The organism is Henriciella sp. (genome assembly GCF_049649345.1).
Lineage (GTDB): Bacteria > Pseudomonadota > Alphaproteobacteria > Caulobacterales > Hyphomonadaceae > Henriciella.
In genome coordinates this window covers 15,039-27,073 of sequence record NZ_JBARZC010000604.1, presented here as the reverse complement: position 1 = coordinate 27,073, position 12,035 = coordinate 15,039, and the positions used below count along the sequence as shown (strand labels likewise).

The following is a 12,035-nucleotide window of genomic DNA, read 5'->3' as shown; positions in this document are numbered from 1 at the left end:
CCGTGCGCCCGCTCAGCCATTATGCGCGAACGGGCCGGCTCGAAAGCGTTCATAACGCGATCGAGCAGGGCAAACTTGCCGCCGCTGCGATCATGGGCAAGACGCGCCCGAACGTGGATTGCCCGTGGTTCTGGTCGGACCAGTATGATGTGAAGCTGCAGATCGCCGGCCTGTCGCAGGGCTATGACCAGGTCGTCCTGCGCGGCGACCAGGATGCAAAGAAATTCGCGGCCTTCTATCTGAAGAATGGCCGCCTGATCGCCGTCGATGCGATCAACAGCCCGCCGGAATTCCTGGCATCGAAAAAACTGATCATGACTGGCGCAGTCATTGCGCCGGAGCAATTGAGTGATACATCCGTCAGCATGAAAGAGATTGCGGCCGTGGCCGCCTGAGGAGACTTACATATGCCGAAGATTACCTATGTCGACCATGATGGCACCGAGCGCCCGATCGAAGCCAAGAATGGCGAGACCGTGATGGAAACCGCGATCAAGAATTCGGTCCCTGGCATCGACGCCGATTGTGGCGGCGCCTGCGCCTGCGCAACCTGCCATGTCTATGTCGACGAAGCCTTCATGGACAAGGTCGGCCAGCCGGAGGACATGGAACAGTCGATGCTGGACTTTGCAGAGAATGTTCAAACCAATTCGCGCCTGTCCTGCCAGATCACCGTGTCTGACGAGCTGGACGGACTGAAAGTGACGACGCCGGAAAGCCAGCACTAAAGTGGCCCGGTACAGCGAGCTGATGGCCGGGCTTAAGCGCGGCACAGCTGGGCGTATTGAGACGACAATTCCCGAAGACTGGATGCAGGGCCGCACGACCTATGGCGGACTGACGGCGGCGCTTTGCCTTGAATCGGCACTGGAGCTCGTGACCGACATGCCGGTGCGCGCCGTGCAGGTCGCCTTTATCGGCCCGGTTGGCGGGGATATTGTGATCTCGCCGACCGTGCTGCGCCGGGGCAGGTCCTCAGCCTTTGTGAACACCGATCTTGTCAGCGAAGACGGGATCATGGCGCGCTGTATCTTCACCTTCGGGACGAAGCGCGAATCGCATCTCGACCAGCGCTCGCGCGAATGGCCTGATGTGGCGCCGCCTGACCAGTGCCCCTCCTTTTTCGGGGACCGGCGGCCGAATTTTGCGAATAATTTCAATATCCGTCTTGCCGCGGGACAACCGCCAATGAGCGGCGCCAAGGAGGGCAAGATGACCCTCTGGATGCGTCACAAGGACGAGGCGGCCGTCTGGAACCCGACGACGCTTCTGGCGCTGGGCGATGCGCCGCCGCCTGCCGCGATGTCGATGATGTCTCAGCCCGGCCCGGTCAGCTCGATGACGTGGATGGCGGAGTTCCTTACCGACCAGATCACCACGACTGAAGGCTGGTTCCTCGCGCATCATGAGGCGCAGGCCACCAAGGACGGCTATTCCAGCCAGTCCATGCGCATGTGGAACCGCACCGGCGACCCGATCATGATCGGCCGGCAGACAATTGCTGTGTTCGCCTGAGGGCTGGCTAGCTCGCCTGCGCGCCCTTGACCACGCGGGCTTTCAGCTTGGCATAGGTTTCCGGATTGCCTTCCACGCCCGGCTCCGTCCCCGAAAGATAGACCGTATAGGCCTCCCCGCCAGCACCGGCGACGAGCACGCGTTTCATCGAAACGCTGTCCTGCGGGAAGCCGGTGTCTTCTTCGCTGTAGCGGTAGTCTGACTGAAGCACGCTCCTGCCGACGACGTTGAGCGTCGGCTCAACAGGGGCGCTAACGGCTCTGACCTCGCAGGATTCGCCCGGCGTGTACTGAACCTGCACCATGGCTTCGACCATCTGCCAGACCTGCGGGCTCTCGGTGCCAAATAGGGAGATCTTGTTCTCTGCAAGGGCTCGGATCGGCGTTACGCCTTTGACCTCGAACTCCTTGAACTCCTTGCCGGTATGCATGGCAATCAGGCAGTGACTGATCACCGCGTCGGAGAAGGCCTGAACGATCTCACCGCGTGTCACCATGGCGCCGTCCTTGTAGGTGAGACGGTCTTCCGGCGAGATACAGGCGGTGGCCAGAAGTGCGATACCGCCAGCACAGATCAGTCGTTTCATCATGAGAACCTTCCTTTGACACAATTATAACAACGCTTCTGGTGATGTTACAATTGAAATAGAGAGGGTGAGCCTGCGCGGCGTACCACACGGCCCTTGGCGTAATCTTGCCGTGCTGGTTTTGGGCGGCCTGAGCGGCCCCTAGTGGACGATGGCAGCCTTGAGGTCGGACAGATAATCGACCTGGGCTTCGAGCGCGCCATGGTGCGGGCCGTCCTTGCCTTCCGACAGCAGCTTCGCCTTGGCCGCCTCGAGATCCTCATTGACCGTGGCAGCGTCGACATTGGAGAGATCGACAGCTTCTTCGGCGAGGATGGTGAGGCCAGCCGGCGTAACATCGGCAAAGCCGCCGCGCACGAACAGGCGCATCTTCACCGTGTCGCCTTCGAGCACGCGGACAACGCCGTTCTTCAGCGTCGTCATGAAGGGCGCATGGTTCACCAGCACGCCGAACTCGCCTTCGCTGCCGGGCGCGATGACATGGTCCACCTCGCCGGAGAACAGCTCCCTGGCGGGCGAGACGAGTGAGAAGTGAAGTTTTTCGGCCATCAGCGGTGATCCAGTATCTTCATCCTTGGACAGGCTCAGGATGAGGCCAAGATTGGCCCGATCCGTTAAAGGTCCTCACCCTGAACCTGTACAAGGGCGAGGACCTGTCGGTTTGAAAAACGCCTACGCGTCTTCCATCATCTTTTCGGCCTTCTTGATGGCCTGTTCCATGTTGCCGACCATGTAGAAAGCCTGCTCTGGCAGGTGATCATACTCGCCGGAAATAAGGCCCTTGAAGTCCTTGATCGTGTCTTCAAGCTTGACCTGCTCACCAGGCGAGCCGGTGAAGACTTCGGCCACGTCGAATGGCTGCGACAGGAAGCGTTCCACTTTCCGGGCGCGCGCCACGACCAGCTTGTCCTCTTCCGACAGCTCGTCCATGCCGAGAATGGCGATAATGTCCTGAAGTTCCTTGTAGCGCTGCAGGATTTCCTGCACGCCGCGGGCCACTTCATAATGGTCTTCACCGACGATACGCGGATCGAGAATCCGTGAGGAGGAGTCGAGCGGGTCGACGGCCGGGTAGATACCCTTCTCGGAAATGGCGCGGTTGAGCGTCGTGGTCGCATCAAGGTGGGCGAAGGAGGTCGCTGGCGCCGGGTCGGTCAGGTCATCTGCGGGAACGTAGACGGCCTGGATCGAGGTAATCGACCCCTTGTTTGTCGAGGTAATCCGCTCCTGCAGCTGACCCATTTCGGTGGCCAGTGTCGGCTGGTAGCCCACAGCGGACGGAATACGGCCGAGAAGGGCTGACACTTCTGAGCCGGCTTGCGTGAAGCGGAAGATATTGTCGACGAAGAACAGAACGTCCTTGCCTTCCTTGTCGCGGAAATATTCGGCTTGTGCGAGGCCGGTCAGGGCAACGCGGGCACGGGCGCCCGGAGGCTCGTTCATCTGGCCGTAGACCAGCGTCACGCGGCTGTCGCCATCAAGATCGATCACGTTGGACTCGATCATCTCGTAATAGAGATCGTTGCCTTCGCGGGTGCGTTCACCGACGCCTGCGAACACGGAATAGCCGCCGAACAGTTTCGCGATGTTGTTGATCAGTTCCTGGATGAGAACCGTCTTGCCAACACCGGCGCCGCCGAACAGGCCGATCTTGCCGCCTTTGGCGTAAGGGCAGAGCAGGTCGATGACCTTGATACCGGTGACGAGGATTTCTGCTTCGGTCGACTGATCGACGAATTCAGGGGCCGGGGCGTGGATCGGAGCAAGCTGCTTGGTCTTCACCGGGCCGCGCTCGTCGATCGGCTCACCGATGACGTTCATGATGCGGCCGAGCGTTTCAGGGCCAACGGGAACCATGATCGGCTCGCCAAGGTCAGTCACGGGGTGGCCGCGAACGAGGCCTTCGGTGGAGTCCATGGCGATGGTGCGGACCGTGTTCTCGCCGAGGTGCTGGGCGACCTCGAGGACAAGGCGGTTGCCATTATTGTCGGTTTCAAGCGCGTTCAGAATATCAGGCAGGTGGCCGTCGAACTCGACGTCGACAACGGCACCGATGACCTGGGCGATCTTGCCAGTTGCGGTCTTGCTGCTCATGCGAGGCGTCTCCTTGGGAGCGGGTGTAGGTGTTGGCTTGGGCTTGGGGGCCGGCTTTGATTTGGCCGCCGGCTTAGGGGCAGATTCTGGGGCAGAGGCGGCTGCGATGGCGGGCGCAACGTCGGAAATCGACACGCCGCTCTTCTTTTCGGCTTCAGCAGGCTTGCAGACGCCGCAGGCGCGGGTGTCTTTCTGTTTCAGCGAAGCGGCCTTCTTGTCGGCTGCAGCGAACGTGTCGAAGGGGCCATGCCACTTGTCGTCATCATTCGTCTGGTCGCCGCCAACGCCCTTGCCGTGATTGCAATAGCGGCAATCGCCCGTGTGGATGCGCGCGCGCTTGTTGCCGAAGTTTTCGTAAATCCAGAAATTCATGACTCGGCCCTATCCTTGCCGGTAACAATAACGCCGCGGGTCAGACCAAATCCGTAACCCCAGCCAAACCCATAGCTATGGCCCTGCTGCATGGAGGATTTGTCGGCGTGCGTGTTGAAGTTGCCAAACTGGACGGGGATGACGGAGATAACGTCATAGCCGTCCGCGTGCATTGTGTTGCACATATTTTCAAGCCTGTCAGCCAAGTCACCAATGTCTGACATTGTATTGATGTGGTTGCCGGTTTCTACCTTTTCGGTGCGCGTCTCGTATTGCGGTTGTTCGATCGCTTTGGAGCCACCGAGAAGTGATTTCTTCTCGACCGTTTCCGTGCCGACCTGAACCTTGACCTTCTTTTCCTTCGTCTCGGGCATGAGAGAGGTATAGGTCCAGTTCGTAATGTATTTCGGCCGCGTCGACATTGTCAGAGGGCCTCCGCACCGGAGATGATTTCGATCAGCTCCTTGGTGATCTGCGCCTGGCGCGCCCGGTTATATTGCAGCGACAGGTCATCGATCATGTCGCCGGCATTGCGGGTCGCATTGTCCATCGCCGTCATGCGGGCCGCCTGTTCGCCGGCGCCGCTTTCCAGCATGGCAGAGATGATCTGCGTGTTGATGTAGCGCGGCAGCAGCGCCTCGAGGATCTCTTCCTGCGAGGGCTCATATTCGTAGATCGCGCCCTGCAGGTCGATCGTCTCGGCATCTTCGGGCGCCTTGGCCGGGATCAGCTGCTGGGAGACGGGCACCTGGGAGAGGACGTTCTTGAACTGGCTGTAGACCAGCGTCGCGACATCGAACTCGCCATCATCAAAACGGGTTGTGATGTTGTGACCGAGACCGATGCCTGCATCAGTATAATCATTGCCGCGGACGTCAGACAGGTCGACATGGCCGATAAAGAGGTCGGCATAGTCGCGTTTGAGCTGCTCGCGGCCTTTCTTGCCAACGGTCATGATCTTGACCGTCTTGCCGTCACCGGCGAGCTCCTGGATGAGGCGGCGGGCTTCTTTCACGACATAGGTGTTGAAGCCGCCGGCAAGGCCGCGCTCGGAGGTCATGACGATGACGAGATGGGTCTGCTCGCTGCCCGTACCGGACAGGAGTTTCGGCCCGCTTGAGCCTTCGCCCATCGAGCCGGCGAGATTGGCGACCACGCTCGCCATGCGCTGGGCATAGGGGCGAGAGGCTGCAGCGGCTTCCTGCGCACGCTTCAGCTTGGCGGCCGCCACCATCTGCATGGCCTTGGTGATCTTCCGCGTGGATTTCACGCTGGAGATCCGGTTTTTCAGATCCTTAAGGCTGGGCATTGCTCAGCTCCTGCTCGGCGTGACGTCTTAGGCGAAAGCCTTGGTGAAATCTTCAAGGGTCGATTTGATCTCGGACTCGATCTCGTCAGTCAGCGCCTTTTCCTTGCGGATCTTGGCCAGAAGGTCCTTCTTGGCGCCGCGCAGATGAGCCAGAAGCTCTTTCTCATAGCGGGTCACGTCGCGCACAGGCACCTGGTCAATATAGCCACGCGTGCCGGCATAGATCACGACAACCTGTTCTTCCATCTGCAGCGGCGAGAATTGCGGCTGTTTCAGAAGCTCGGTCAGGCGCTCGCCGCGCTTCAGCAGGCGCTGGGTGGCTGCGTCGAGGTCAGAGCCGAACTTCGCAAAGGCCGCCATTTCGCGGTACTGGGCAAGCTCCCCCTTCATCGAACCGGCGACCTTCTTCATCGCCTTGGTCTGCGCAGCAGAACCAACGCGCGACACCGACAGACCAACGTTCACGGCCGGGCGGATACCCTGATAGAAGAGGTCGGTTTCAAGGAAGATCTGACCGTCCGTAATCGAGATGACGTTCGTCGGGATATAGGCCGACACGTCATTGGCCTGTGTTTCAATGATCGGCAGCGCCGTCAAAGACCCTGAACCGTGCTCTTCATTGAGCTTGGCCGCGCGTTCGAGGAGGCGCGAGTGAAGATAGAAGACGTCGCCCGGATAGGCTTCGCGGCCCGGCGGGCGGCGCAGAAGCAGGGACATCTGACGATAGGAGACGGCCTGCTTGGAGAGGTCATCATAAATGATCAGAGCGTGCATGCCATTGTCGCGGAACCACTCGCCGATCGTGCAGCCGGTGAACGGCGCAAGATATTGGAGCGGAGCCGGCTCGGACGCAGTGGCCGATACGATCACGGTGTAATCAAGCGCGCCGCGCTCTTCGAGCGTTTTAACGACCTGGGCAACCGTGGAGCGCTTCTGGCCAATGGCGACATAGACGCAGAACAGCTTTTCGCTGTCCTCTTTTGCCGCATCATTGGTCTGCTTCTGGTTCAGGATGGTGTCGACGCAGATCGCGGTCTTGCCGGTCTGGCGGTCACCAATGATCAGCTCGCGCTGGCCGCGGCCAACCGGGATCATCGCGTCAATTGCCTTGAGGCCGGTCATCATCGGTTCGTGGACAGATTTGCGCGGCAGGATGCCCGGTGCTTTCACGTCAACACGGTTGCGGCTGGCGACGTCTTTCAGAGCGCCCTTGCCATCGATCGGCTCGCCCAGCGGGTTCACGACCCGGCCGAGAAGGCCTTTGCCGACCGGCGCAGCAACGATCTCATTGGTCCGCTTGACGGTGTCGCCTTCCTTGATGCCGCGGTCGTCGCCGAAGATCACGACGCCGACATTGTCGGCTTCCAGGTTGAGGGCCATGCCCTTGATGCCGCCGGTAAATTCGACGGTCTCACCGGCCTGAACATTATCAAGGCCATAGACGCGGGCGATACCGTCACCGACGGACAGAACCTGTCCAACGTCAGAGACTTCGGCCTCGACGCCAAAGTTTTCGATCTGGGATTTCAGAATGCCTGAAATTTCTGCAGCGCTGATGTCCATCGAGCCTCTAAGCTCCCTTCATGGCGGTGTTCATACGTTCAAGTTTGGAGGCGACACTGGCATCGATCAGAGTTGATCCGACGCGCAGCTGAATGCCGCCAATGAGGCCGGGAACGACCTCGGTTTCCAGTTCAACATCGCTGCCTACAGCTTTTGCCAGCACGCCTTCAAGCTTCTGGCGCTGTGCAGCGGTCATTTCTTCTGCGGTTCGCGCAATGGCGCGTTTTACACCGCGGTGTTTGGCGTAGAGCTCGTCAAAATGGCCTGCGGCAGCGACGATCTCGTCCGCGCGGCCGTTCGTCGCCATGGTGGCGAGGAAATTGGACACTGTTTTCGACAGGCCCGCCTTCGCCGCGATGGCGATGAGCGCTTTTGACTTCTCGTCGCGCCCGAAGGCCGGTGAGTCGAGAAGACGCGTCAGATCCGTGCTGTCCTTTGCCATCGCAGCAAAGCTGGCAAGATCGGTATCAACGCTTTCAAGCTCACCTTTTTCGTTGGCGAGGTCGAACAGCGCGCTGGCATAGCGCCGCGCGGTTTCATTTGCATGGGAGGCGGAAGATGCGGCCAAGACCTTATTCCGTCTGTTAGGGGCGGGTGCCCGGAGAGTGAAACATGGGGTGTGAGCTGGTGGCACGAGGCCCCAACCCAACGCTTGGCAGGGCGCTTAGCACTTCGTTCGGAGGCTGACAACATGGCCGCAGCGGTAGAACCGCGACCGATTGGCACGTTCACCGCCGAATGGCTGCTTAAAGGAAGGAATACGGATCGATATCTGCAGAAACGCGGACCTGTGAGGGCAGCTTCATCGCGCTGAGCCATGCGGTCATGTAGGCCGAGAGGTCCACGTCGCGCGGACTGGTGACGAGGAAGCGGATACGGTGGCGTCCACGGAGCATCGAGATGGGGGCGGGCGCCGGGCCATAGACTGTCACGCCTTCACCATTCGGGGCGGCGGCGCCTGCGATCTTTCCAGCCTCCTGGATCATTTCCGGTGACGGGGCCGACATGATCAGCGCGGCCATCCGGCCGAACGGCGGCAGCATGAGTTCGGCGCGCACATCGCGCTCGATCTGGAGGAAGCCATCGCGGTCTCCGGCGGCGAGCGCGATCATGGCGGGATTTTCGGGCGCGTACGTTTGTATGAAGGCGCGGCCCGGATGCTCGGCGCGCCCGGCCCGGCCTGCGACCTGGCTCAGCAGCTGGTAGGTGCGCTCGCCGGCGCGAAGGTCACCGCCTTTCATGCCGCTATCGGCATCGACGACGCCCACAAGGGTAAGCTTCGGGAAATTGTGGCCCTTGGCAACGATCTGCGTACCGATCAGCACGTCAATGTCGCCCTCGGCCATGCGGGTCACGATGCCGCGCGTCTCCTCGCCAGAGCGGGCCGTGTCCGAGGAGAAAATCTCGATCCGCGCATTGGGCAGGAGCGTGCGCACTTCCTCTGCGATGCGTTCGACGCCGGGCCCGACGCCCATCAGCGAGTCTTTCGCGCCGCACATCGGGCATTTTTCAGGCTTGGGGATCGACCAGCCGGTGAGGTGGCAGACGAGGCGGTTGGTGTAGCGGTGTTCTGTCAGCCAGCTTTCTGTGGCCGGGCTCTTCAGACGCTCGCCGCACGCCTTGCAGATGACGAGCGGGGCATAGCCGCGCCGGTTGAGAAAGAGCAGCGACTGCTCGCCCGCTTCCAGCGTCTCGACAAGCGCCCGCGACAGGAGGGGCGAGAGCCAGTTGCCTTTCTCAGGCGGATTAGAGCGCAGGTCGACAAGTTCGACATCGGGAAGTTTCGCCGCGCCAGGTCGAGCGGCGAGTTTGAGGCGCTGATAGCGGCCTTGCTCTGCATTCACCATCGTTTCCAGCGCCGGCGTCGCCGAAGCGAGGATGATCGCCGCGTCTTCGAGCTTGGCGCGCATCACACCCATGTCGCGGGCATGATAGGTGACGCCGTCTTCCTGTTTGAAGCTGGTGTCATGCTCCTCGTCGATGATGAGGAGTTTGAGGTTGCGGAAGGGCAGGAAGAGCGCCGAGCGCGCGCCGATCACGATCCGGGCGCGGCCATGGGCGGTCTCGCGCCAGGTGCGGCGCCGCTCGACATCCGAGAGCCCTGAATGCCAGGGGGCGGGCGGTGCGCCGAAGCGGGCTTCGAAACGTGAGAGCACGGCCTGCGTCAGCGCGATTTCCGGCAGCAGGACCAGGACTTGCGCGTCATCGGCCTTGGAAAGCGCTTCGGCGATCGCCTCGAAATACACCTCTGTCTTGCCGGAGCCTGTGATCCCGTCGAGCAGGAAGGGCTGGAAGCCGCCTTTGGCGATTGCCTCGCGCAGTTCCTTGCCGGCCTCGGCCTGCTCGCCCGTGAGGTGGGTGCCGACGCCGAAATTGGTCGGCTGGGGGTAGGGCAAATCCGTTTCCACCTCGCGCGCTTCGAGCGCGCCGATATCGACAAGGCCTTTCACGACACCCGCCGAAACGCCCGCCTGCCGTGCAAGCTCGGCTGCGCTGGTTGGGCCGGCATCCTTTGCGGCGTCCAGCACTTTGACGCGCGCATCGGTCATCCGGTTGGAGCGGTGGCCTGTCGGGACATAGATGGTCGAGGTCGGCGAGGGCCTGAGCCCGCTGCGCGCGCGCAGCACCATGGCGAGGACATGGCCCTGATGGGCGACATTATAGCGGGCCGCGAAGCTCACAAATCTGCGCATCGCTTCGGGCATGGGCGGGGCCGGGAAGACGTCGAGCACCGGTTTCAGCTCGCGCTCATCGTCCGGCTTTCGCTCGACCACCTCCCAGACAACGCCCGTCCGCTCAATCTTGCCGAGCGGGGCGCGCACATAGCTGCCGGGCACGACGTGCATGCCATCGGGAATGGCATAGTCGAAGGGCTCTGGCAGCGGGAGCGGGAAGAGGATGCGGGCGAGTTTCATATGTCCCCGCCCGGTTTAGTGCGCCCGGCCGATTCCGTCACCCGTCTGTCGCGGCTTCGCGCTGCGTCACGATTGACGGGGCCAATCGCCATGGCAGGCTCAGCCGATAACGATAAAGACCGGAGGACGAGATGAGCGATATTCTGAAAATCGAGACCGAAGACCATGTCAGCGTCCTGACGCTCAACCGGCCCGAGGCGATGAATGCGCTCGATTATCCGCTCTATATGGCGCTCGAAGATGCGATCCGGGGGAGCGAGGCACGCTGTATCGTCATTACCGGCGCAGGAGAGCGGGCCTTCTGCTCTGGCGATGACGTGAAACAGATCCTGTCCAAGGGTGCGCCGTCGACGCCGGAAATGGCAGAGCGCGGCAAGAAGACAGGCGGGCTGACGCCGGCCGCCGATGCGCTGCTTCACACAGATATTCCGGTCATCGCGGCGGTAAACGGCTTCGCCCTGGGATGGGGCGCGGAACTGGCGATCATGGCGGATATCCGCGTCATGGCGGAGACAGCGAAATTTGGCGAGATCTTCGTGAAGCGCGGGCTTTGCTGCGATGCGCCGGGGCTAGGGCGGCTGGCGCAGATCATCGGGCGCGAACATGCGAGCGAGCTTCTGTTTACCGGCGACATTATAGATGCCGCGCGGGCAAAAGAGATCGGGCTCGTAAGCCGGGTCGTGCCCCAGGCGGAGCTTCTACCGACGGCGCTCGGTATCGCAAAGAAAATTGCCGCCAATCCGCCTCAGGCGGTCCAGGCGCTGAAAGCGGGGCTTCGCGAGACGCTCGACCCGAACTGGCGTGATGTCGGCAAATGGGCGATCACGGAGATCCGCCGCCTGATGGCAACCGAAGACGCCAAAGAGAGCGCGGCGGCTTTCCTGGAGAAGCGCGAGCCAGTTTTTACGGGGCGCTAATAGCAAAGGCCTCACCCTGAAATCAGAATGAGGCCTCTTCTGAATTTATTCAGGATCTAGCTCTTGAACGCACTGAACACGTCGTCGGCACTTGGCTCTGCGGTGTCTTTGGCTGGCTGGACGGCGTCTGAGGCGGCATCGGCCTCCTTGGCAGGTTTCAGGCCAGGTCCGCCGAGCTCTTTCTCTTTCTGGGCGTCCATTTTCTTGCGGCGGTCGACGGCCTTGTTGACGACCTCATCGAGCTCGATCTGCGAGCAGAGGCCGAGCGTCACAGGGTCGACCGGCTTGATGTTCTGCGAGTTCCAGTGGGTCTTCTCGCGCACATTAGTGATCGTCGCCTTGGTCGTGCCGATCAGTTTGGAGATCTGCGCGTCGGTGACTTCCGGGTGATTGCGGATGAACCAGGCAATCGCATCCGGCTTGTCGGCGCGGCGGGCAACCGGCGTGTAGCGCGCGCCCTTGCGCTTGGGCTGAGGGATGTGTGCGATCTTGGACTCGGACACTTTCAGCCGGTAGTCGGCATCCTGCTCACCCTTGCGGATTTCCTCACGCGTCAGCTCGCCGCGCGAAATCGGGTCAACGCCGCGCATGTTCTCGGCGACATCGCCATCGGCAATGCCTTTGACTTCCAGCTTGTGCAGGCCGCAAAGGTCCGCGATCTGGTCAAAGGAAAGTGTCGTATTGTCGATCAGCCAGACGGCCGTCGCCTTGGGCATCAGAATATCGGCCATTTTGGGCTCCATTGATTGGCCTGCCGAAACGCA

At 61.3% G+C, this 12,035-nt stretch carries 13 protein-coding genes; 4 read left to right on the top strand and 9 right to left on the bottom strand.

From position 1 onward, the window contains the following. The 3 genes from WA989_RS16855 to WA989_RS16845 all read left to right on the top strand — a co-directional run. On the top strand, window positions 1–395 hold a 395-nt coding region (locus tag WA989_RS16855; RefSeq protein ID WP_424341641.1), incomplete at its 5' end, for an oxidoreductase C-terminal domain-containing protein. A 12-nt stretch (window positions 396–407) separates the two neighbouring features. Further along, entirely contained in the window at window positions 408–728 is a 321-nt protein-coding gene (locus WA989_RS16850; RefSeq protein WP_424341640.1) for a 2Fe-2S iron-sulfur cluster-binding protein, read from the top strand. 22 nt (window positions 729–750) lie between these two features. Beyond that, a complete protein-coding gene (locus WA989_RS16845) occupies window positions 751–1,515 on the top strand; it encodes a thioesterase family protein (protein WP_424341639.1) in 765 nt (254 codons plus the stop codon). A 7-nt stretch (window positions 1,516–1,522) separates the two neighbouring features. On the opposite strand, the gene WA989_RS16840 is transcribed toward WA989_RS16845, so the two are convergent. The 8 genes from WA989_RS16840 to WA989_RS16805 form a co-directional block, all read right to left on the bottom strand. Next, the gene (locus WA989_RS16840; protein ID WP_424341638.1) at window positions 1,523–2,104 is read right to left on the bottom strand and encodes a hypothetical protein; all 582 of its coding nucleotides are present in this window, start codon (window positions 2,102–2,104) and stop codon (window positions 1,523–1,525) included. Window positions 2,105–2,242: 138 nt separating this feature from the next. Continuing rightward, window positions 2,243–2,650 carry a F0F1 ATP synthase subunit epsilon gene (locus WA989_RS16835; protein ID WP_424341637.1) on the bottom strand — a complete coding sequence of 136 codons (408 nt, stop codon included), beginning with the start codon at window positions 2,648–2,650 and terminating at the stop codon, window positions 2,243–2,245. Window positions 2,651–2,773: 123 nt separating this feature from the next. Continuing rightward, the gene (atpD, locus tag WA989_RS16830) at window positions 2,774–4,567 is read right to left on the bottom strand and encodes a F0F1 ATP synthase subunit beta (protein WP_424341636.1); all 1,794 of its coding nucleotides are present in this window, start codon (window positions 4,565–4,567) and stop codon (window positions 2,774–2,776) included. Next, a complete protein-coding gene (locus WA989_RS16825; RefSeq protein ID WP_424341635.1) occupies window positions 4,564–4,989 on the bottom strand; it encodes a hypothetical protein in 426 nt (141 codons plus the stop codon). Before WA989_RS16825 ends, atpD begins: the two co-directional genes overlap by 4 nt. 2 nt (window positions 4,990–4,991) lie before the next feature. Then, window positions 4,992–5,876 carry a F0F1 ATP synthase subunit gamma gene (locus tag WA989_RS16820; RefSeq protein WP_424341634.1) on the bottom strand — a complete coding sequence of 295 codons (885 nt, stop codon included), beginning with the start codon at window positions 5,874–5,876 and terminating at the stop codon, window positions 4,992–4,994. A 27-nt stretch (window positions 5,877–5,903) separates the two neighbouring features. Further along, window positions 5,904–7,439, bottom strand: coding sequence for a F0F1 ATP synthase subunit alpha (gene atpA, locus WA989_RS16815; protein WP_424341633.1), 1,536 nt, complete (start codon window positions 7,437–7,439; stop codon window positions 5,904–5,906). A 7-nt stretch (window positions 7,440–7,446) separates the two neighbouring features. Beyond that, window positions 7,447–8,007, bottom strand: coding sequence for an ATP synthase F1 subunit delta (atpH, locus tag WA989_RS16810; RefSeq protein WP_424341632.1), 561 nt, complete (start codon window positions 8,005–8,007; stop codon window positions 7,447–7,449). 178 nt (window positions 8,008–8,185) lie between these two features. Continuing rightward, window positions 8,186–10,354, bottom strand: a complete 2,169-nt coding sequence (locus WA989_RS16805) for a primosomal protein N' (RefSeq protein ID WP_424341631.1) — start codon at window positions 10,352–10,354, stop codon at window positions 8,186–8,188. A 131-nt stretch (window positions 10,355–10,485) separates the two neighbouring features. Here WA989_RS16805 and WA989_RS16800 point away from each other — a divergent pair, with 131 nt between their 5' ends. Continuing rightward, window positions 10,486–11,271, top strand: a complete 786-nt coding sequence (locus WA989_RS16800; RefSeq protein WP_424341630.1) for an enoyl-CoA hydratase/isomerase family protein — start codon at window positions 10,486–10,488, stop codon at window positions 11,269–11,271. Between the two features lie 56 nt (window positions 11,272–11,327). Here WA989_RS16800 and WA989_RS16795 read toward each other — a convergent pair whose 3' ends face one another. After that, on the bottom strand, window positions 11,328–12,002 hold the full coding sequence (locus WA989_RS16795) for a DUF1013 domain-containing protein (RefSeq protein ID WP_424341629.1): 675 nt from the start codon (window positions 12,000–12,002) through the stop codon (window positions 11,328–11,330). Window positions 12,003–12,035 lie beyond the last annotated feature (33 nt).